The organism is Burkholderia sp. AW49-1, from assembly GCF_053427845.1.
This window is the reverse complement of sequence record NZ_JBSAXF010000020.1, coordinates 33,597-55,468: the sequence shown is the minus strand read 5'-3', so window position 1 is coordinate 55,468 and position 21,872 is coordinate 33,597. Positions and strand designations below refer to the sequence as shown.

The 21,872-nt window shown below is 67.5% G+C and carries 17 protein-coding genes; 10 read left to right on the top strand and 7 right to left on the bottom strand.

Annotated features, from left to right (window positions below; translation table 11 throughout):
- Window positions 1–34: 34 nt before the first annotated feature.
- Entirely contained in the window at window positions 35–1,342 is a 1,308-nt protein-coding gene (locus tag ACV22W_RS24945) for a hypothetical protein (RefSeq protein WP_448022294.1), read from the bottom strand.
- Between the two features lie 692 nt (window positions 1,343–2,034).
- Here ACV22W_RS24945 and ACV22W_RS24940 point away from each other — a divergent pair.
- Entirely contained in the window at window positions 2,035–3,444 is a 1,410-nt protein-coding gene (locus tag ACV22W_RS24940; RefSeq protein ID WP_448022293.1) for an alpha/beta hydrolase domain-containing protein, read from the top strand.
- 89 nt (window positions 3,445–3,533) lie between these two features.
- On the top strand, window positions 3,534–3,896 hold the full coding sequence (locus tag ACV22W_RS24935) for a hypothetical protein (RefSeq protein WP_448022292.1): 363 nt from the start codon (window positions 3,534–3,536) through the stop codon (window positions 3,894–3,896).
- A gap of 27 nt (window positions 3,897–3,923) precedes the next feature.
- Here ACV22W_RS24935 and ACV22W_RS24930 read toward each other — a convergent pair whose 3' ends face one another.
- Window positions 3,924–4,643, bottom strand: a complete 720-nt coding sequence (locus tag ACV22W_RS24930) for a TetR/AcrR family transcriptional regulator (RefSeq protein WP_448022291.1) — start codon at window positions 4,641–4,643, stop codon at window positions 3,924–3,926.
- Between the two features lie 365 nt (window positions 4,644–5,008).
- On the opposite strand from ACV22W_RS24930, the gene ACV22W_RS24925 reads away from it, so the two are divergent.
- Genes ACV22W_RS24925 through ACV22W_RS24915 form a run of 3 tightly spaced genes read left to right on the top strand, consistent with a single transcriptional unit; the run spans window position 5,009 to window position 8,182 of the window.
- On the top strand, window positions 5,009–5,734 hold the full coding sequence (locus ACV22W_RS24925) for a YoaK family protein (RefSeq protein ID WP_448022290.1): 726 nt from the start codon (window positions 5,009–5,011) through the stop codon (window positions 5,732–5,734).
- A gap of 49 nt (window positions 5,735–5,783) precedes the next feature.
- On the top strand, window positions 5,784–6,725 hold the full coding sequence (locus tag ACV22W_RS24920) for a glyoxalase (RefSeq protein WP_448022289.1): 942 nt from the start codon (window positions 5,784–5,786) through the stop codon (window positions 6,723–6,725).
- Window positions 6,725–8,182 (top strand): alginate export family protein, encoded by a 1,458-nt coding sequence (locus ACV22W_RS24915; protein WP_448022288.1) that lies wholly within the window; start codon window positions 6,725–6,727, stop codon window positions 8,180–8,182. The genes ACV22W_RS24920 and ACV22W_RS24915 overlap by 1 nt, the downstream gene beginning before the upstream one ends.
- Window positions 8,183–8,200: 18 nt before the next feature.
- On the opposite strand, the gene ACV22W_RS24910 is transcribed toward ACV22W_RS24915, so the two are convergent.
- Window positions 8,201–9,106, bottom strand: coding sequence for a LysR family transcriptional regulator (locus ACV22W_RS24910; protein ID WP_448022287.1), 906 nt, complete (start codon window positions 9,104–9,106; stop codon window positions 8,201–8,203).
- Between the two features lie 104 nt (window positions 9,107–9,210).
- Here ACV22W_RS24910 and ACV22W_RS24905 point away from each other — a divergent pair, with 104 nt between their 5' ends.
- Window positions 9,211–9,861, top strand: coding sequence for a DsbA family oxidoreductase (locus ACV22W_RS24905; RefSeq protein ID WP_448022286.1), 651 nt, complete (start codon window positions 9,211–9,213; stop codon window positions 9,859–9,861).
- 156 nt (window positions 9,862–10,017) lie between these two features.
- Window positions 10,018–11,004: an MBL fold metallo-hydrolase gene (locus ACV22W_RS24900; RefSeq protein WP_448022285.1), complete on the top strand. Its 987-nt coding sequence runs from the start codon at window positions 10,018–10,020 to the stop codon at window positions 11,002–11,004.
- Between the two features lie 22 nt (window positions 11,005–11,026).
- On the opposite strand, the gene ACV22W_RS24895 is transcribed toward ACV22W_RS24900, so the two are convergent.
- Complete coding sequence (locus ACV22W_RS24895; RefSeq protein ID WP_448022284.1) at window positions 11,027–11,935, bottom strand: helix-turn-helix domain-containing protein; 909 nt, start codon at window positions 11,933–11,935, stop codon at window positions 11,027–11,029.
- Between the two features lie 417 nt (window positions 11,936–12,352).
- Here ACV22W_RS24895 and ACV22W_RS24890 point away from each other — a divergent pair, with 417 nt between their 5' ends.
- The 3 genes from ACV22W_RS24890 (at window position 12,353) to ACV22W_RS24880 (ending at window position 18,015) form a co-directional block, all read left to right on the top strand.
- Window positions 12,353–15,247 (top strand): ATP-binding protein, encoded by a 2,895-nt coding sequence (locus ACV22W_RS24890; protein ID WP_448022283.1) that lies wholly within the window; start codon window positions 12,353–12,355, stop codon window positions 15,245–15,247.
- 120 nt (window positions 15,248–15,367) lie between these two features.
- On the top strand, window positions 15,368–17,248 hold the full coding sequence (locus ACV22W_RS24885) for an amidohydrolase (RefSeq protein WP_448022327.1): 1,881 nt from the start codon (window positions 15,368–15,370) through the stop codon (window positions 17,246–17,248).
- A gap of 95 nt (window positions 17,249–17,343) precedes the next feature.
- Entirely contained in the window at window positions 17,344–18,015 is a 672-nt protein-coding gene (locus ACV22W_RS24880) for a phosphohydrolase (RefSeq protein WP_448022282.1), read from the top strand.
- A 77-nt stretch (window positions 18,016–18,092) separates the two neighbouring features.
- Here the strand turns inward: ACV22W_RS24880 and ACV22W_RS24875 are convergent, their stop codons facing one another.
- The 3 genes from ACV22W_RS24875 to ACV22W_RS24865 form a co-directional block, all read right to left on the bottom strand.
- Entirely contained in the window at window positions 18,093–19,205 is a 1,113-nt protein-coding gene (locus tag ACV22W_RS24875; protein ID WP_448022281.1) for an alkene reductase, read from the bottom strand.
- 161 nt (window positions 19,206–19,366) lie between these two features.
- On the bottom strand, window positions 19,367–20,584 hold the full coding sequence (locus ACV22W_RS24870; RefSeq protein ID WP_448022280.1) for an MFS transporter: 1,218 nt from the start codon (window positions 20,582–20,584) through the stop codon (window positions 19,367–19,369).
- Window positions 20,585–20,941: 357 nt separating this feature from the next.
- Window positions 20,942–21,859, bottom strand: coding sequence for a LysR family transcriptional regulator (locus ACV22W_RS24865; RefSeq protein WP_448022279.1), 918 nt, complete (start codon window positions 21,857–21,859; stop codon window positions 20,942–20,944).
- Window positions 21,860–21,872 lie beyond the last annotated feature (13 nt).

Below are 21,872 nucleotides of genomic sequence, written 5' to 3'. Positions count from 1 at the left end.
GATGCGATGTGCGGCGGGGTGATCGAAGATTGCGCTAGAAATTCGCGACGATAATCAGGTTGGCATAGAAGTTTGCGGCCGCGCTGCCGGTCTGATTTCCGCCGTTTGCAGCGTATTTTCGCGGTTTGTAGACACCGAAGTTCGGGGAAAACTGGAGATGCTTGGTCAGAGCCCAATCCAGATAGAGTGTCAGCTCGGACGCGTCGAGATCGAGGGTCGAGCGATTGGACAACGTCCGGAAGTTGAAATACATCAGGGTCACGGTAAATTTTTCGGACGGGTGGACTGTGAGCCCGACGTCCTGGATGCGCGTATTGAAGTTGTATGAAAACGAATAGTTGGATGCGATTTCACCCTGGTAGCGATCGCCGAATCCGCCCTGGAACAGCGAGTCGAAATCCTTCGAATAACGCGTGTAGCGATAGCTCAACGACGGCTGCCACCGGACATTCTGGAACGTATATCCGGCTTCGGCATACCACCCGTTGTCGTTGCCGGATCGTTTGGTTTGGTATGCATATTCGAACGCGAAGTGCGTATTGGAGATCCCGGCGTCACCGTCGCCTCGAATGCTGTACGTGTTCATCCCCGGGCGATCGAGGCGGCTTGGGGTACTGACATATCGCTTGTCGATGCTGATGCCATGGACAAAGGTGAGCCCGAGCGTTCCCGGCTGGGCCGTATAGTCCAGGGTGCCTACGGCCAGTTCGGTATCGGCTTGCAGATGATTGTTCGATTTGAGCCAGATTGCGCTTCCATGCCATCCGGTGTCGCCGCCCAGTCGTAGCACCGCGGTTCGCGAGAAAGCCACGCGCGATGCCAGGTAGTAAGCGCCGCCGCGATCGTAGCGGCCGTCGTCCACAGCTCTGCCGGCACTGACTTTGTCGCCTTTGATCAGGAAACCGGAGCCCACGTTGACGTACTGGCTGCCGGCGGAAATGTCGATGCCGTCCTTTCCCAATGCAGGAATCGAGTCGCCGGATTTCCAGCCGAGGTAGGCGTCCTCGAGCGCGTTGCGGCGTTCGCGTCCGGTCGTAAAGCCGCCGGGGTCGCCGTCGCCCCACGTGGCCGAGCCGAGAAGACTCACGGCCCCGTAGATCGACCCTGCGCCGGGGATCGCCGTGCCGCCGCTCAAGCCATACTTCAGATAGCCTTCCTGCCATCGGGTAGCGCCCGGCCGGTCGATATAACTGCGCTGGACACTGAAGAACCCGTAGCCCACGCTCAGATTCGCGTCGATGTTCGTGCTCCCGTCGTTGTAGAACTCGTATGCGCTTGCAGGCGACGGAAATGTGCCGATGACGATCAGCGCTGGAAAGAAAATTCGGATAACGGAATACATGGAATTGTCCTGAAATGTGCGGCGCGCTGGAGTTTTTCTGCACGCGGTGTGCCCTGCGCAGCGCGCACTGTCGACGGGGGATGGCGCGTCATTGAAGTCGTCACGAGCACCGCGAATCGCGGGTTCGAGTGTTCAGTCGCGATGCCGTGAGGTGGTAGCCCAAATCAGCACAAAGTACGAGGGTCGGGTGCAGGCGGCGATGCGAAACGTGGCGGTGCAATCGAGCCGTTGCCGTTGGCGGTTTCCTTCCGCGAGGGTATTCCCCCGGTTCCGTATGGAGTTGCCATTTCTGGATAAACGGTTGTCTGGAGACGCTGTTTAATACTTGCGTCGAGCAGCCGACGGGTGTGCTCCCCTGGTCGACAGTGCGGCGGCATGGCGGCCGGGGCGAACTGGAATCGCGGGGGGCACCGCGCCGCATGAAGGAAAAGCCCGCGCGGGAATACCGCTCATCAGCGAATACGAGATGCCGGAAACGGAAGGGCGGCGCTTTCGTCGCAGCGTGGCGTGGGATGCACGAAAGACATTCGTGAAGCGACGCCGTGGGTCACGTGTTTCGCGCAGTGACCAGGCTCATCAACAGTGGAAACATTCACATGCACCGTCTGATAGAGAAAACCCGATACGTTGTCTTGATGGGAGTTTGGATCGTGGCAGGTACGGCCGCACCGGTTCGCGCGGAGGTCCCGCAAATGCCCACCGTCGTCGAAGTTCCACCCTCCGGTAAGCTGCCTCTGTCGTCGGCTTCCCGCCCTGGAACCGAATATATCGATTTGGCCAGATACGGGTACACCGAGAAGGAATACTACCTATCCGGTATCGCCCCGGTTATTACCGCGACAGGGAAGACGATGTTCCAGGCGCCATACCTGACACGGATTCTCGTCCGCGCACCGACCGACCCGGCCCGCTTCAATGGAACCGTGATAATCGAGCCGTTCAGCTGGTTCGGAGAGCGCGGCGCCGGTTGGATCCTTACCCGGAAATATCTGCTGAGTCGCGGATACGCCTACGTGGGATACACGCTCAATAGCAACAAGCCGGCGGTCGATCCGAAGTTCATATCGGACACGCCGAAGGAGCAGGCGGACCAGATCGCGTTGTATGGAAACATCGTCAATTTCGACTTCATGCGTCGCTTCGACTACGCGCGTTATGCGCCGCTGGGCGTGTATTACGATCCCGAGCATTTCGTGCTGGGCAACGTGCCGGACCCTTTCATTCCGCAATCGCAAGGCATCGGCGCCCAATTGGCGCGGATGTTGAAGTCCGATACGCCGCAAAGCCCGCTCGCGCCACTGAAGGTTCGGCGCGTCTATGTCGATAGTTGGGCCGTGACGGCGCAAGTATGGATGGACTATCTCGACCAGGGGCGTCACCAGCAATGGCGGATGCCGGACGGTCGTCCTTTGATCGACGCGTACATGGCGGGGCGCATGGCCTATGGCGAGGTGGGGGGCGAATCCATTCGCGTTCCGCGCAAGATGCCGGACGACGCACCGTTCGTGACGGTCTTCAGCGAATCCGAATTGATGCACGATGTGCTCGCCGGTATTCCGCTGCCGCCGGACACCGACAGCCCCAAGCTTCGCTATTACGAAGTGACGGGTATGCCGCACTTGCGAAAGGCCGATCTCGGCACGGGTGAGAAGGAGTGGGTGGCCGCCGATATCGGCAAGGGTAACGATCCGCGTTGCCGAACGCTCTATGACGAGCCGGTGGAGAACGTCGTATCGGCAATCCTGGATGGGATGGATAGATGGGTGCGGAACGGCGAGACCATGCCGAAGGCGCCAAGGGTCGTCCGCAACGGAAAGGCCGCGGTGCGCGATCTGGCAACTGGAAACATGGAGGGAGGGGTCCGTCCACCCTGGATTCAGGTGCCGTCCGCGACCTACATGACCGACCAGGAAACGGGTTGCGGTCTGATCTACGACACGAAGATTCCGTATTCGAAAAGCAAGATGAGAAAGTTGTACGGAAATTACCAGAACTACGAGCAGGAATTCGAGGCGGCGAAGGAAAAGTCGATCAAGGAGCGCTACCTCCTGCCGGACGATGCGGCTACGCTTCGGCCGATTGCGAAACCGGGGGACTTCTAGGGCCAGTTTTCATTCCAAGAAAGGTGTGGCGCGTTCAACTGGTCATCGCAATACCTTCTGGTCTAATGTCGCCCCAGGAGGTAAGGTAGGTGAGCAAGAAGAAGCGGTGTGGGCTATCCGCCGAACAAAAAGCGTTGTTGTGGCAAAGATGGAAAGACGGTGAGTCGTTAAGCGACATCGGCCGCTCGCTGGGCAAGCATGCAGCATCCATTCACGCGATTGTTCGACCGCACGGCGGCATCATGCCAACGGCAAGGAAGCGGCCGGCCCGCTGCCGGCGTCGACGTAGTGCTGGCGATGCCGCTCGCGGTGACGGTGCGATTAGCGATCGAAGGCGTGTCGGCGCTCATGTGACGGTCGCCATGCAGTTCGGCCCGCACGCGCCCGGACGCGGGCGCAAATGCCTTTCGAGGCTAGGCGCGGCGACCGGCACACCGGATGAATTGTTCTGAATTCGTCGGGCGGCGCGCGGGGCCGCGCTACACGCGGCGGCGGCGCCGCGCGCTCGCACCGGACGCGAGTTGCTTCAGCGTAGCGGGCGTGCCGTGGAGAAATGCGTCGACCAGCCGTTCGATTTCGGTGTCGAGATCGTCGGGCACCGGCAGCCCGTAGACCCACTTGCGAACGCCGAAATAGAAGATGCTCGCGTGCAGGCTCCAGACGAGCTCGATTTCCGCGTTGCGCTGGGCCTCAGTCGCCGGGGTGGCGATGTCGTATTCGTGGCGCAGCTCGCGCAGCACGGGCAGGAACACGCGTTCGCGCAGCCGCGACAGATAGCGCGTGTTGAAGCCCTCGCGGCTGAGCCCCGCGAAGATGAAGGTGCGGATCCATTCGCGCCGCAGGATGGTTTGCGCGTACGCGCGGTAGAACGCGACGAGCCGCTCCTGCAGCGGGACCGTGCGATCCGCGATCATTTTTTCCCAGTCGGGGCTCCACGTGTAGACCTCGTCGTACACGCGATCGATCAGCGCTTCCTTGCTCGGGAAATACCGGTACAGCAGCGGCTGGGTGACGCCGATCTGCCGCGCGAGCTCGCGCGTGCTGCCGGAAAAGCCGTGCGTCGCGAAGTGCTCGATCGCTTTCTCGACGATCTGCCGCTCGCGCGCTTCCGGCGCGAGGCGCCGGCCCGGCGTGACGGCGCTGCCGTCGGCGTCCGTCCCGCGCTCGCGGGCTGGCGTGCTGCGTTTTCTTTCGGTCATGCATCGGCTCCTGATCGCGTGCGTGCTTAAGCTATCGATCGAAAAATAACACGATCGGACCGCGAGACCGCTCGCGGCGTGCCTGTCGACGCAATGCGCGAACCGTTGCGCAAGCGCCTCGCATCGCGTCGAGCGCGTCGTCCGGCCGGGCGTCCGGGCGGCCTATTCAGGAAAATTCAGGCCCATCGCCATGACATTAAGACGCACCTTAACTAGTCTTGCTTCCGAACAGCCGTTTGGACCGGACGCCAGTCGGCACCGCCGGGCCGTTCGGCACAACCGGAGCGGAACATGCGTGATCTGATCTCGCCGGACGCACGCATCGCGTGCGCCGGCGCCACCGTCGCCATCCAGGAGGCCGAGTCATGCCGACGGTAACCGCGGCCGCGGCGCCCGATCGCGTGCGCGGCGAGGACGTGTTTCTCGCGTCGATCGCCGGCTACGTCGACACGCTCGGCTTCGTCGCGCTGTTCGGCCTGTTTACCGCGCACGTCACCGGCAACTTCATCCTGATCGGCTCGGGGCTGGCCGGCGTCGGGCAAGGGCTCGCGATCAAATGGCTCGCGTTCCCGGCCTTCATCGCCGGTATCGTCGGCGCGCGCGTGCTCGACCACCGGATGCGTTCGCTGGGCCACGGTCCGCGCGCGCGTTCGCTGTATGCGCTTCAGGCCGTGCTGCTGGCCGGGTTCATGCTGGCCGGCGTGATGGCGTCGCCGATCGCCGACGCCGATGCGCCGCGCACAATCCTGTGCGGTCTGCTCGGCGCCGCGGCAATGGGTGTCCAGAACGCGCACGGCCGGCTGACGGCCCGCTCGGTCGTCGCCAACACGGTGATGACGGGCAACGTCACGCAGGCGGTGATCGATGCGTTCGACTGGCTCGTGCCGCTTGCCGCGCCGGCCGAACGCGACGCCGCGCGCGTGCGACTGCGGCGCACGCTGCCGCCGGTCGCGGCCTTCGCGATCGGTGCGGGCGCGGGTGCCGCGGCGTACGTATTCGCCGCCTTCTGGGCGCTGGCGCTGCCGCTCGCCACCTTGTGCTTCCTCGCCTATCGATCCGGCCGGCCCGACGACGGGCCGGCATTACGCTGAATCCACGCGCGCCGCACGGCAGCGCTTGCCACTTTCAAGGAGAATTTCGATGATTGCACTGAAGTTGCGACAGGTATTGCGGATGACGGCCGCGTTGACGGCCGTGCTCGGCGCGTTGCTGGCGACCGCGCCGGCCCATGCCGACGAGACGCGTCTGCTCGAGACCTCGTCGGCGAAGGTGCCGGCCGTTTCGGTCGGCCCGCAATACGATACGACGCACGTGTGCGTCGCGCCGGAAGACTTCGACCGCTTCACCGACAGCTTCGTCGCCACGTTCGGCGGCAAGAAGTCGCAGCAGGGCGTGTTCCAGGTCACGCCGACGCCGAGCCAGACGATGTCGCAGCTCGTGTTCACGCCGTCCGGCACGATCTCGGTGTTCGGCTTCAAGACGCCGATCCCGTACCCGTTCTGCGAGGAGCGCACCGGCTACCTCGTCACCGACATGGACGTCGCGATGAAATCGGCGCGCGCGCACGGCGCGGACGTGGTCGTCGACACGTTCCCCGATCCGATCGGCCGCGACGCGATCATCCGCTGGCCGGGCGGCGTGAACATGCAGCTGTACTGGCACACCCAGGCGCCGCACTACGATCCGCTGCAGACCGTGCCGGAAAACCGCGTGTACGTGTCGCCGGAAAGCGCGAGCAAGCTGGTGCACGACTTCGTCGCGTTCTCGCGCGGCAAGGTCGTGTCCGACGTGCGCCGCGCGCCGGGCATCGAGATCGGCCGGCCGAACGACACGTACCGCCGCATCCGCATCGAGTCGGGCTTCGGCAAGATGACCGTGCTGGCCACCGACGGCCATCTGCCTTATCCGTTCGGGCGCGAGATGACGGGCTACGAAGTGGCGGACCTTGCGGCCACGCTGGAGAAGGCGAAGGCCGCCGGCGTGACGGTGCTGGTGCCGACCTTCACGTCGGACGGGCGCGATGCGGCGCTCGTGCAGTTCCCGGGCGGCTACGTCGCCGAGATCCACGCGCGGTCGAAGTGATGAAGCGCCGGTCGATGAGGCGGGCGTGGCGGAGCGTGTGGCCGGCCGCCGTCCTGGCGGGCGGCGTCGCGACGTACGCCGGGACGGCGGCCGGCGCAGAGGAAACCGCGGCGCCGGCCTCGACCGCCGCCGCGACGTGCACCGCGAAGCGTCCCGCGGTGCTGTTCAACCGCTGGCAGGAAGACTGGTCGGTGCTCGCGAATCCGTGCGTGCCGCGCAAGCCGCTCGACGGACTGAAGTACATCCCGCTGGGCGGCGACCCGTCGACTTACCTGTCGCTCGGCGCGAACCTGCGCGAGCGCTTCGAGCTGAACAACGCGCCGCTGTTCGGGCTCGGCGCCGCCCACGACGACAACTACGTGATCCAGCGCGCGACGGTGCACGCGGATCTGCGCTATGCCGGGCATTTCCAGGCGTTCGTCCAGTTCGTCGATGCGCGGCCGTACGGCAAGGACACGGTCGGCCCGGTCGACAAGGATCAGCTCGACATCGAGCAGGCGTTCGTCGCGTACGTCGACCAGTTGGGCGGCGGCACGTTCAAGGCGCGCGTCGGCCGGCAGGAAATGGCGTACGACTTGCAGCGGTTCGTGTCGGTGCGCGACGGGCCCAACGTGCGCCAGGCGTTCGACGCGCTGTGGGCGGATTATGAAATCGGCAACTGGCGGCTGATCGGCTATGTGACGCGCCCCGTGCAGTATCGCAACGACGCGGTGTTCGACGACGTGTCGAACCGGCACCTCAGATTCGACGGCGTGCGGATCGAGCACAACGCGGTGGGGCCGGGCGAACTGTCGGGCTACTGGTCGCGCTATACGCGCGACAACGCGCGCTACATCGCGGGGGCCGGCACTGAGCGGCGCGACGTGTTCGACCTGCGCTACGCGGGCAAGTCCTCCGGGTTCGACTGGGACACCGAGGCGATGCTGCAGACCGGGCACATCGGCCAGGACACGATCGGTGCATGGGCGTTCGGCGCGCTGGGCGGCTACACATTCGCGAAGACGCCGGGCACGCCGCGCATCGGCATCCAGGTCGACGGCGCGTCGGGCGACAAGCATCCCGGCGACGGACGCATGGGCACCTTCAATCCGCTGTTCCCGAACGGCTATTACTTCACGCTGGCCGGCTACACGGGCTACAGCAACCTGATTCACGTGAAGCCGTCGCTGACGTTCAAGCCGGCCGGCAACGTGACGGTGCTGACCGCGGTCGGCTTCCAGTGGCGCGCGACGACGGCCGACGCGATCTACGGGCAAGGGATGCAGGCCGTGCCCGGCACGGCCGGCAAGGGCGGCGCGTGGACCGGCATGTACGCGCAGGCCCGCGTGGACTGGCTCGTCAATGCGAACACGGCGCTGGCGGTCGAGGCGGTGCACTTCCAGCTCGCCGATTCGATTCGCGCGCTGGGCGCGCGCAACGCCGACTATGTCGGCGTGGAGGCGAAGTTCGGCTGGTGACGCGGCGCGCCGCGCGGCTCAGTGCTGCGCGCCGGCGAGCGTCTCGATGAAGTCGATGAACGCTGTGACGCGCTTCGAGCCGCGCTGATTCGGCAGATACAGCGCGGTGACGACCGAGCGCGCCGCGTCGGGCATGACGTCGTACGCTTCGAACAGCCTGCGCAGGCGGCCCGACTGGACGTCGCCGTCGACCAGCCAGTCGGGCAGCAGCGCGATGCCGGCGCCGTCGAGCGCGGCATCGCGCAACACTTCGCTGTGGTTCGACTTCAGCCGTCCGGCGACCAGCACTTTCGTCGTGCCGTGCGCATCGGCGAACGACCACGCCTGCTGGTCGCCGCCGAAGTGAAAGCGCAGGCACTGATGGTCGACCAGTTCGGCCGGGCTACCCGGCGCACCGTGCGCATCCAGGTAGTCGTGGCTCGCGACGACGAAGCGCTGGAAGGTGCCGAGCTGCCGCGCGACGACCTCCGCGGACGGCGCCGCCTCGCCGAGCCGGATCGCGACGTCGATCCGGCCCGCGACGAGATCGACGCGTTCGTCGGTGAGCTGCAGGTCGAGGTCGAGCTTCGGGTAGCGCGCGAGGAAGGCCCCGATGTGCGGCGCGATGCGACGCATGCCGTACGCTACGGGCACCGACACGCGCAGCGGTCCGGACGGCTCGTCGCCGCGATCCGAGACGAGCGCGTCGGCTTCCGCGAGTTCCTCCAGCAGCCGCTTGGCCCGCGCGTAGTACACGGAGCCGGCATCGGACAGCGTGACCTGGCGCGTCGTGCGGTTCAGCAGCACGGTGCCGAGCGATGCCTCGAGCGCATCCACCGCGCGCACCACCGACGAGGCCGCGAGATCGAGACGCCGCCCCGCGCTCGAGAAGCCGCCGGCTTCCGCTACTTCCACGAACGCGCGCAGCGCGGAGAATTTGTCCATGTCGTTGCCTTTGTGCATGCCGCAACGATGCGTTGCGTGCCGCTCGCATTCTATCGCTGGCCGGCAAGCGCTATCTTCGAGACTGCAATCAACAGGAGAGCGCAATGAATTCCGTCGAAGTCACGATCACCTACGACCTCATCTGCCCGTGGTGCTGGATCGCCGAGCGCAGGCTCGCGGAGGCGATCGACGAAGCCGGGCTCGCTGGCGACGCGAAGGTCCGGTTCGTGCCGTTCGAACTGAACCCGACGATGCCGGCCGCGGGCATGGACCGCAAGGCGTACCGCAGCGCGAAGTTCGGCAGCTGGGCGCGCTCGCAGGCACTCGACGCGCAGGTGGCTGACGCCGGCCGCGCGGCGGGCCTCGTGTTCGATCATGCGCGGATCGCGCGCACGCCGAACACCCGGCTCGCGCACCGGCTCGTCTGGTTCGCGCAGCAGCGCGGCGGCGCGGCCGCGCTCGTCGATGCGCTGTTCGCCGCGTACTTCCGCGACGGCCGCGACATCGGCGATGCGAACGTGCTGGTGGAGCTTGCGGCGGGTGCCGGTCTGGCCGGCGACGCGGTGCGGGCGCTTCTCGCCTCCGACGAAGGGCTCGACGCGGTGATCGCGCTCGAGGCCGATGCGGTGCGCGCAGGCATCGCGTCGGTGCCGTCGACGCGGATCGGATCCACGGTCGTCAGCGGCGCGCAGCCGGCCGCCGTGTTTCGCGACGCGTTGCTCGCCGCGCATCGAATTCATCATCCCGTCGCATGAATCCGGCCCGAGGCCGCGGCGCGTCGATTTTCAGAACGTTTCATATCCGGCTCAGGATTATTGCGAAAGCGGCCGGTACGCTCGATGTCGCGTGCATTTCGCCTGCCGGAGCGGCAGGCGCCGCGCGACGTCGACACGCAACCGGGGAACTCGGACATGAACACACTGAACCGGCGCATGCGCACGTTGCGCTCGGGCGCCATGGTGCTCGCCGCATGGTGCGTCGGCCTTCTGGCCTCGGGCGCGCTTGCCGCCGGGCCGGGCGGCGGCAGCCAGCCGCCCGGCTTCTACCGGCAGAAGCTCGGCGACCTGCAGATCGTCGCGCTGTCCGACGGCACCCATCCGTTTCCGGTCGATACGGTGTTCCGCGACGTGTCGAAGGATGAAGTCCGACGCGATCTCGATCGCGAGTTTCTCGAGCCGCCGGTACAGGGGTCGATCAACGCGTTCCTGGTCGACACGGGATCGAAGCGGATTCTCGTCGATACGGGCGCCGGCGTGCTGTACGGCGACTGCTGCGGCAAGCTGCTCGACAATCTGCGGGCGGCAGGCTACGCACCGGAGCAGATCGACGAGGTGCTGCTCACGCACCTGCACAAGGATCATGTCGGCGGCATCGTGTCGGACGGCAGGATGACCTTCCCGAACGCGGTCGTCCGGGTGAACGAGATCGAGGCGAATTACTGGCTCGACCCGGACAACAAGGCGCAGGCGCCGGCGTTCCTGGCATCGTTTTTCGACGCGGCGGCCGCGTCGGTCGCACCTTATGTCGCCGCCGGCCGCTTCAGGACGTTTCGCGGCGAAGCGACGCTCGCCCCGGGCATTCGCGCGGTGCCGATGCCCGGCCACACGCCGGGCCATACGGCCTATCTGATCGAGAGCGGCGATGCCGGGCTGCTCGCGTGGGGAGACATCGTGCACGTCGCGGCGATCCAGTTGCGGGATCTCGACGCGACCGTCCAGTACGACAGCGATGCCAGCGAGGCCCGCCGCACGCGGCGCGACGTGTTCAAGCGCGTGGCCGACCGGCGCTATCTTGTCGGCGCCGCGCACATCGCGTTTCCCGGGCTCGGACACTTGCGCAGGGACGGGGCGCGGTACGATTGGGTGCCCGTCAACTACGACGCGACGCCGTCGCGATGACGGGACGATGCCCGCGATGGCGTCAGCGCGACATGCCGCGCCGCCATGCGCCGGGCGGATGGCCGACGATGCGCGCGAAGAGGCGGTTCAGGTGACTCTGGTCGGCGAAGCCGCACGCGGCCGCGATTTCCGCGAGCGTCATGTCGGTCGTCTCGATCAGCTCGCGGGCGCGCATCACGCGCTGCTCCAGCAGCCATTGATGCGGCGTGCGCCCCGTCGTGCGCGAGAACGCGCGGATGAAATATCCGCGCGACAGATCGCATTCGTTCGCGACTTCCTCGATCGATACGCCGAGATTCGCCTTCTCCATCAGCAGTTCCTTGGCGAGCGCCGTCTTGGCCGGCGACAGCAGGCCCTTGCGCTGCAGGTCGCGCGCATGCGCACTGCCGTACCGGCACGCGAGATGCGTGCCGATCGCGACGCCCATCTGCTCGACGAACAGCGTGTTCAGCGCACCCGGCACGTCGAGGCTGTCGGCGACCGCGTGCGCGAGGTGGCCGAGCACCGCGTCCTGCACGTCGGGCGCGCAGGTCAGGCCGGCGATTTCGGTGCCGTCGTGCTCGCGGCCGAGCTGGCCGAGGTAGCTGTGCGACAGCTCGATCAGCATGAAGTCGAACTTGCCGTACAGGTCGGCGCGGAAATTCCGGGAAAAGTCGCGGATGTAGATGGAGTTGTGCTGAAACCGTCGCTCGGATTTGCCGGTGCCGCCGTAGATCGTGCGCCGATGCCCGCCGTTCAGCGATACGCCGATCAGGAAGCCGCGATCGCTGGCGGCCATCTCGATGCGCTCGAATTGCTCGTCGCGCATGCATTTGCGATGGAGCGTCAGGCCGCCGGCCGACCTTTCAATATCCTTGGAAAGCAGGCTCGACATGCATCCGAGCGTGTCTTTCGGTGGCGCCGCGGCGGGCGCGACGAGGGCATCTGACATGATGGAGCGTCCTTCGAGGGGTACGGCGCGCGAGCATTCTTGCGCGCAGTTTATACGGCGCGCCCGACAGGCCCACTGTAACTTGAATAAATGTCCGCTTGCTGATGAAAAATGCGTCGGCCGGGCCGGCTCATTGTGCCAGCGCGCGAACGATTTCGCCGGCGCCCGAACGGCCCGCGGAGACAGCGGGCCGAATGATACTGCCCCATTCGGGTTCGCGCCGCCCGGCTGTTCGCCGCGTGCCGTCGCGGCGGGCGCCAGTGCATTTTCATTCAAGATTTTTCTTTATGCGGCGTTTAGACTCGGCCCACTTTTTGACATTTCGTGCCCCGCGTGCCGCGCAGGCCCGGTGCGGGCTTCCGCCCCGGTGAACCGTGCGTTCACATGGCGGTCATCGTGGGGAACCTGGAGGCGGCCATGATCCAGATCGGGAATTTGTCGGTGGACTTCGAGCAGCGCGACATTCGCCATCACGGCGCGTCGCTGCGGATTGGCGCGCGCGCGCTCGACATACTGGAAGTACTGCATCGCGCGAACGGATCCCTCGTGTCGAAGGACGACATCATGGACGCGGTATGGCCGGGCCTGATCGTCGAGGAGAACCGGCTGCAGGTGCACGTCGCGACGCTGCGCAAGGCGCTGGGCCCGAACCGCGACCTGATCAAGACCGTGCCGGGGCGAGGCTACCTGCTGATCGCGCATCCGCCGGTCGCGCACACCGTGGCGCCGCACGCGCCCGAGGTGGCGCACGATACCGAAGCAACCTCCCATCCGGTGCCGCTCGTCGGGCGTCAAACCGAGATCGGGCAGATCGTCGACATGCTCGAACGGGTGCCGGTCGTCACGCTCGTCGGCGCGGGCGGCATCGGCAAGACGAGCCTCGCCGCGCGCGTCGCGCATGAATTGCGCGCGCGCTCGGGCGAACGCGTGCTGTTCGTCGAACTGGCGTGTGCGACGACGCGCGACGACGTGCTGCGCGCGATTGCCACCGAACTCGGGCTCGACGCGGCCGGCGTGCCCGCCGTCGAGCGGATCGGCGATGCATTCGCCGCGTCGCGTGGCCTGCTCGTGCTCGACAACGCGGAGCACGTCGTCGATCTGGTGGCCGACCTCGTCGAAACGCTGACGACGCACAGCGCGGCGCTGCGCGTGCTCGTTACGAGTCGCGAGCCGCTTCATATTTCGGTCGAAGCCGTGTTTCGCGTGAGCCCGCTGGCGGTGCCGGACGGGCGCGCATCCGCCGACGAGATCGTGCGCCATTCCGCCGTCGAGCTGTTTCTGGCGCGGATTCGCGCCGCCACACCCGATTGCGTGGTCGATGCGGCTGGCCTCAGGTTGATCGGCGATATCTGCCGGCGCCTCGACGGGTTGCCGCTCGCCATCGAACTCGCGGCCGCGCGCGTCGCGACGCTCGGGCTCGAGGTCGTCGCGGCGCGTCTCGACGACAGGCTGAACCTGCTGACGGGCGGGCTGCGGTCGGCCTTGCCGCGCCACCAGACGCTGCGTGCCACGTTCGACTGGAGCTACGTGCTGCTGGATGCGGCCGCCCGGTCGCTGTTTCGCCGCATGGCCTGCTTCATCGGTCCGTTCACGTTCGATGCCGCGCGCGACGTCGCGATGGACCCGGGCATGCCGGCTGCCGAGATGGTCGCGCTGCTCGGCGAGCTGGTTGCGAAGTCGCTGGTCGCCGTCGAGTTCAACGGCGCGCAGGCGCGCTACCGGCTGACCGAATCGACCCGCGCATACGCGCTCGAGAAACTGCACAACGAAGGCGAATTCGACGCGGTCGCCGCACGTCATGCGCGTTACGAACACGAGCATGCGGAAGCGCCAATACTGGCGGCCCAGGCACAGCCCGCGCACGCCGCAGGACTGCGCCCCGAAGCGGACGTGGCGCTGCTTCGCGAACGCGCGGCGGCCGGCCCACAGGCCGCGGAAATCGACGGGCTGGCGCAGGCGTTGCTCGAGCCGGCGCGCATGCGCGAATGTTCGATACCCGCGCGACGGGCACTCGACGCACTCGACGCCGGCGCACCGGGGGCCGTCGACGCCGCGCGCGAGATGCGTCTGCGCGCGGCCTATGCGGCTGCACTGCTGCATACCGACGGCGATACGCACACGGCCGCCGCGATGTGGGACAGGACGCTCGCCCTCGCGGGCCGGATCGACGACGAGGCGTTCGACGCGCGCGCGCTGGTCGGGCTGTGGAACACCATGCTGACGCGCTCCGACATTCATGAATCGCTGCGCTATGCGACGCGCTTCGAGCGGGCCGCGCAGCGGCGGGGCGACCCGTCGCAGCGGCTGCTGGCGAGTGCGATGGTCGCGACCTCGCTGCATTACTTCGGCGAGCATGCGCAGGCGCGCGAGCGGCTCGAGGCAGCGACCGCCGAGCTGGCCGACGTCGGTGAACCGCCGTGCGCCGAAGCCGCGCTGGGCATCGACGTGGCGACGCTCGGCCGGACGATGCTGACGCGGCTCGTCTGGATGCAGGGCGATCCGGATTACGCGATGCGGCTGTCGGCGCAGGCGGTCGAATGCGCGCGCCGCAGCGGCTCGGGGCTGGCGTTGTGCGTCGTGCTCGGTGCCACGGCCGTGCCGATTGCGTTGCGCTACGGCGATCACGACGCCATCTCGGACTATCTCGCGACGCTGCGCGCGACCGCCGACGCGAACGGGTTCGACATCTGGCGCAACCATGCCGAATGTCTCGCCGGGCGGTTCGACATGCAGTCAGGCCATCCGGGCACCGGCCTCGCGCGGCTCGAACCCGCGCTTCGGCGCATCGAAGCGAGCGGGTTCCGACGGCTGCTCGCGCCGCTGGTCGTCGCCTACGCGGAAGCGCTGACGCGCACCGGCCGCGCGGCCGACGCATGCACGAAGCTCGATGCGACGCTCGCGCGCTGCCGCGCGCAGGGCGAGCATCTGTTCGTACCCGAACTGCTGCGCGCGCGCGGGCTGGCGACGCTCGAACAGGCCCGCGCCGCCGACCCGGATCGCGCGGCCGCGTGCGAAGCGGACGGGCAGCATCACCTGTTGACGGCGATCCAGGCAGCGAACGCGCAAGGCGCCGCGATGTGGGCGCTGCGCGGCACGCTGGACCTGGCCGATCACCTGATCGAGCGCGGGCGCATCGCGCAGGCATCGTCGCTGGTGGCCGACCTGTCGGGGCAGATCGACCCGCAGTCGCGCGCGTTCGACGTCCGGCGCCTGGCGCGCCTGCAGAACTTCGTTCGCCAGGAGACCAACGTATCGACCGGCCCGACGCGCGCGCGACGCGAGGCGGCGGATGCGATGCAGTCGGCGGCGTGACGGCGCGCGGGCCGATCGTTCAATGTTCAAGGAGGAAGGGATGGTCGGTGGATCGTCAAACCGGATGCATGCCGAGTGCGGTCGCATGCCGGCTTTCGGCGCGAACGGGGGGGGCTGACGGTGCTGGAGACGACGGCATTCGCCGAAGTGGCGGACCTCATCGTGTACAACGGCAAGATCGCGACGCAGGACGAGCGGCAGTCGTTCGTGACCGCGCTCGCGGTAAAGGACGGCCGGATCCTCGCAACCGGCAGCGGGCGCGACGTGATGCGTCATGCGCGCGACGGCACGCTGCGCATCGACCTGAACGGCCGCACCGTGATCCCGGGGCTGAACGATTCGCACCTGCACGCGATTCGCGGCGGCCTGAACTTCAACCTGGAACTGCGCTGGGATGGCGTGCCGACGCTGGCCGACGCGCTCCGCATGCTGCGTCGCCAGGTGCTGCGCACGCCGGCGCCACACTGGGTGCGCGTGGTCGGCGGCTGGACCGAATTCCAGTTCGCGGAAAAGCGCGGGCCGACGGTGGCCGAGCTCAACGCGATCGCGCCCGACACGCCGGTCTTCATCCTGCACCTCGGCGACAGCGCGCTGCTGAACGCGGCCGCGCTGCGCGCGATCGGCTACGGCCGCGACACGGGCGACCCGCCCGGCGGCGAGATCCAGCGCGATCGCCTCGGCAGGCCGACCGGCATGCTGATCGCGCGCCCGGACATGGGCATGCTGCACGCGGCGCTCGAGCGCGGCCCGAAGCTGGACCACGACGAGCAGATGAATTCGATGCGGCAGTTCATGCGCGAACTGAATCGCCTCGGCGTGACGAGCGCGATCGATGCCGGCGGCGATTTCCAGTCCTATCCGGACGACTATGGTGCGATCATGGCGCTCGCGAAGCGCGGCGAAATGACGGTGCGCATCGCGTACAGCCTGTTCGTGCAGCATGCCGGGGGCGAGGTCGAGGACTACGCGCAATGGATGACGCTGGCGAAACCCGGCGACGGCGACGCGTTCCTGCGCATGAACGGCGCGGGTGAACTGCTCGTGTATTCCGCGGCAGATTTCGGCAATTTTCTCGAGCCGCGCCCCGATCTGCCGGACGCGCTCGAGGCCGAACTGGCCGCCGTGGTGCGGCTGCTGGTGCGGCACCGCTGGCCGTTCCGATTGCACGCGACGTACGACGAATCGATCGGCCGTTTCCTGAACGTGCTCGAAGCCGTGCACCGCGAGGCGCCGTTCGACGGACTGCGCTGGTTCCTCGACCACTGCGAGACGATCTCGGATGCGAACATCGCGCGCATCGCCGCACTGGGCGGCGGCGTGACGATCCAGCACCGGATGGCGTTCCAGGGCGAGTACTTCATCGCGCGCTACGGCGCGCAGGCGGCCGCGCGCACGCCGCCGATCCGCGCGATGCTCGCAGCCGGGCTGCCAGTCGGTGCGGGCACCGATGCGACGCGCATCGCGAGCTACAACCCGTTCGTGTCGCTGTACTGGATGGTGTCCGGGCGCACCGTCGGCGGAACGGCGCTTTATCCCGAATGCAACCGGCTCAGCCGCATGGAGGCGCTGCGCCGCTACACGGTGGGCAGTGCGTGGTTCTCGAACGAAGACGATCGCAAGGGCGCGCTGGTGCCAGGCCAGTATGCGGATTTCGCCGTGCTGACGGACGACTATTTCACGATCGACGAGTCGCGGATCACGTCGCTGTCGTCGGTGCTGACGGTCGTCGACGGCAAGGTCGTGCACGCCGGCGACGAGTTCGAAACGCTGGCGCCGCCGCCGCTGCCGGTCAGCCCCGCGTGGTCGCCGGTGGTCGAGTTCGGCGGATTCGCGCGGCGTGGCTGGACGGCCTCGATGCCGAGGCGCGCGGCGGCCGACGGCAACCCGGATGCGCGCGTCATGCGCGGTCATGCGGGCCGTTTCGCGCAGCGCCTGCAGGCGGCCGCGCGGGAGGTCGTCGAGCAGTGCGAAGGATTGATCTGCCGCGGCGCTGCCTTTTAGGACGGCATGAGTCGACGGGCGGGATGGCGGTGCCGGTGCGTGGCGCGCGGCGAATGGATAATTTTGTGACCCGGCAACGGGCAGAAGGAGACGAGATGAGTGCTGCGCACACGTGTGCACCGGCCGCCGACGACGTTGCCGGCGTTCGCATTCCCCGGACGCCGATGACGATCGAAGCCGTCGAGGCCGCATGCGCGTCGCTGCCGCGCGTGATCGTCGATCATGCATGCCGGGTGTTCGTCCTCGCGTCGCTGGTCGCCCGCCGTGCCGGCGAAACGCTCGATGCCGATGCGCTGTACGTGGCCGCGATGTACGCGAACATGGGCTTGAGCCCGGCCTACTCCCGCTCGACCGAACGCTACGAGATCGACAGCGCCGATGCCGCGCGGGCGTTCCTGCTGCGGCACCACACGTCGCAGCACCTGTGCGACGACGTGTGGTGCGCGATCGCGCTGCATACGACGCCCGGCGTGGCCGCGCGCGCGTCGCCGCTCGCGCGTGCGCTGGCGTCCGCCGTGTCGACCGACCTGATGGCGACCGGCTTCGACGCGTATTCGGCGGACGAGCGCCGCGCGCTGCTCGCCGCCTACCCGCGCGGCGAAGGGTTCGGCGATGCGTTCCTCGACGCGCTCGCGCGCGGTGTCGCGCACCGGCCGGCGTCGACCTTCGGCACGTGGAGCGCGGATGTGCTCGATCGGGCCGATCCGGATTTTCTCCGGCCGAATTTCTGCGGCCGTGTGCTCGGTTCGCGCTGGCAGGACGCCTGAGCGCATTATTCGTCATCCTGATGATCTGGCCGGTCGCGGCGGCAGCGGGAGCTGCCGCCGGCGCCGTGCGCGGACGGTCAGGCGGTCAGGCCCGCCGCGTCGTGACGCGCGTAGTCGACGTATCCCGCGCGGTCGCCGCCATACCAGCCGACCGTCTTCGGCGCGGCGAGCGGCGCATTAGCCGCGATCCGCTCGACGAGGTCGGGGTTCGCGATGTATGCGCGCGCGAACGCGACGAGATCGGCATCGCCCGCGTCGATCAGCGCATTCGCGGCGTCCGGCGCGATGCCGCCGTTGACGATCAGCGTGCCGCGGTACGCGTCGCGCGTGTTGGCGACGATGCGCGGCAGGTCGGGCTCGCCGCTCCAGCCGTTGGTGTCCGCCGCGTGCACGTAGGCCACGCCGGCTTCGTCGAGCATGCGCCCGACGTAGGCGTAGGTCGCATCCGGATCCGCGTCGCGCACGTTGTTGTACTTCGCGTACGGCGAGATGCGCACGCCCACGCGATCGAGCGGCAGCACGCCGCCGACGGCGTCGACGATTTCCTCGAGGAAGCGCGCGCGGTTCGCGAGCGAGCCGCCGTAGCGGTCGTCGCGGCGGTTCAGCGTCGACGACAGGAACTGGTGCGGCAGGTAGCCGTTGGCCGCGTGAATCTCGACGCCGTCGAAGCCGGCCGCCTTCGCACGAAGCGCCGCCTGGCGGAATTCCTCGACCGTCGCGGCGACCTCGTCGGTCGTCATCGCGCGCGACGGCGTCGCATGAATCTTCGTGTAGTAGCCGTTCTGCAACTGCGCCCACACCTGCAACTGTTCGAGATCGTCGTTGACGCCGGACGGCGACAGCGGCGCCGCGCCGCCGAGCAGCGTCAGCGAACTGACCCGGCCGCCGTGCCACAGCTGCGCGAAGATGCGACCGCCGTTGGCATGGACCGCGTCGGTGACCTGCTTCCAGCCGGCCGCCTGCTCGTCGGTGACGAGCCCCGGCGTGAGTTCGAACGCCGCGGAGGCCGGGCTGACGTTGGTCGCTTCGGTGACGATCAGGCCGGCGGACGCGCGCTGGGCGTAGTACTCGGCCATGAGCGCGGTCGGCTGGCCGCGCGACGGCGCGCGCGAACGCGTCATCGGCCCCATCACGATACGGTTGGGAAGCGGCAGGCCGCGCAGATCGTAGTGGCTGAGCAGGGTAGACATGATGGATTCCTTGTGCGTGGGGCAGGGCGCCGCCGCGAATCATCCGGCTGCGGCCGGTGCGGCGGCTGGCCCTGCGGGAAGTCGGAGATGACGTGCCGGCAGCGTTCCGTTGCGCGAGAGGCCCGAGCGGCATTCGCGCGTGAACCGGTGCCGGCGCCGGTTCAGGCCTGTGCGTGGCGTTCCGCGTGCGGCCGCCCGATCACGAGGTAGTGGGCGAGCGCGACGATCGGGAACACGCCGGCGACGGCGGCGACGAGCGGCCAGCCGCCATGCTCGTACAGCGGGCTGGCGAGCGCGGAGCCGATGGCGCCGCCGACGAAGATGCTCGTCATGTACAGCGCGTTCAGGCGGTTGCGGCTCGCCGCATGCAGCGCATAGATCTCGCGCTGGCCGAGCACCATGTTCATCTGCACCGCGAAGTCGAGCACGATGCCGGTGACGACGAGGCCGTACAGCCCGGCGCCGTGGACCAGCGCAACCGCATACGACAAGGCGCCTGCGAACAGTGCGATCAGCGTGGCCCGCACCGTGTGGCCGGCATCCGCGAGGCGGCCGGCGACGGGCGCCGACGTCGCGCCGATCGCGCCGACCAGTGCGAACAGGCCGATGGCCGATTGCGACAGGCCGTAGTGACGCGTGAGCTCGACCGGCACGGCGGTCCAGAACAGGCTGAACGACGCGAACATCAGGCCCTGGTAGAACGCGCGATGGCGCAGCACCGGCATCGTGCGCACGAGATGCAGCAGCGAGCCGATCAGTTCGAAATAGGTCGCGCGATGATCGGGCTGGCGCGACGGGATCGTCAACGCGAGCACGGCCGTCACGAGCGTCATCAGCACGGCGGCGGCCGCGAACACGAAGCGCCAGCCGAACGCGTCGGCCACCACGCTCGACAGCGGACGCGCGAGCAGGATGCCGAGCAGCAGCCCGCTCATGATCGTGCCGACCACGCGGCCGCGCGAATGATCGGGCGCCAGGTGCGCGGCGAGCGGCACGAGGATCTGCACGGCGACCGAGCTGAAGCCGATCAGCAGCGAGATCGCGAGGAACGGCCCGGGCGTATGTACCATCGCCGCGGCCGCGAGGCTCGCGATCGACACGACGGCGGTCGTGATCATCAGCTTGCGGTTCTCGAGCAAGTCGCCGAGCGGCACGATGAAGAACAGGCCGAACGCGTAGCCGATCTGCGTCAGCGACACGATGAGGCTCGCGGTTTCGCCGGACATGTGCAGGCTGGGTGCGATGAGTTCGGTGATCGGCTGCGCGTAGTACAGGTTCGCGACGATCGCGCCGCAACTGAACGCGAACAGCAGGATGAGGCCCTGCGTGAGCTTGGTCGCGTGCCCGTGGGCCGCGAGCGGGGTGGATTCTGCTGACATGATCGACTCCTTGAAAGAGATGTCGGGAGCCCGTTCTTCGGGCGGGCGGTGCGATTGCCGATGCGGCGAAACGACAGCCGCCGCATTGCCGTCAAGATTATTGATCGATCGATAACAAGGGAATACGCCCGCTGCGCAATCGAGCATTGCGTGGCGCGCAAAGGGGGCGGATCGCGCGGGGAATCATTCGCGGGCGCCGTGCGGCAGCGTCGGCACGAGCGTGAAGCGGCGGGCCTCCGGCGCGGATATCGCGGCTCGCGAAGCCCATGAAACCAGTCTGGATCGCGCGGACTGAATTGTCCTGAAACGCCGCTTTAAATCATTTGATTCATGCGGCGCGCGACGAGGGTGTCGCTGTCAGCCGCGCTTGCCCTGCAGCGTCGGAATCTCGGCGAACAGGCCCGCGAGCCAGTCGACGAAGAGCTTGAGCTTGACCGGCGTATGCCGGTTGGGCGGATACAGGATCGAGATCGGCCGGGACGGCGGGTTGAAATCGGTCAGCACCTCGCGCAGACGCCCCGATTTCAGGTACGGCTCGACCAGGTACAGCGACGTCTTGATCAGGCCAATCCCCGCGAGGCCGCATTCGATGTAGGTGTCGGCGTCGTTCACCGCGACCGTGCCGCACATCTGCACGATGCGCGGTTCGCCGTCGACGACGAAATCCCACGGACGCGGCCGGCCCGTATCGGCCGAGATGTGGCTGACCGCGATGTGCTGCGCTAGGTCGTCCACCGTTTCGGGGGCGCCGCATCGTTCGAGATAGGCGGGGGCCGCGCAGGTGCAGGTGGTGAGGCTGCCGATCCGTTTCGCGACCATGCCCGAATCGTCGAGCGCGCCGATGCGCACGACGCAATCGACGCCTTCGCCGATCAGGTCGATCTGCCGGTCGGTTACGCCGAGTTCGACCGAGATGCCCGGATTGGCGGCGAGAAACTCCGGCAGCGCGGGCACCATGATCTGCTTCGCCATGGCCGGCGGCAGGTTCACCTTCAGGCGGCCGCGCGGCACGTTGCGCGCCTGCGAGACGGCCGCTTCCATGTCGTCGATCTCGCGCAGCACGCCGACGCAGCGTTCGTAATAGGCCTGCCCGTCCTCGGTCAGCGAGATGCGGCGCGTCGTGCGGTTCAGCAGCCGGCAACCGAGATGCTGTTCGAGCGTGCTCAGCAGCGCGGACACGCGCGGCGTCGTGAGTCCGGTCGTGTCCGACGCGCGCGTGAAGCTGCCCGTCTCGACGATGCGCGTGAACACGCGCATCGAAAGCAAGGTATCCATCGTTCAGAAATCT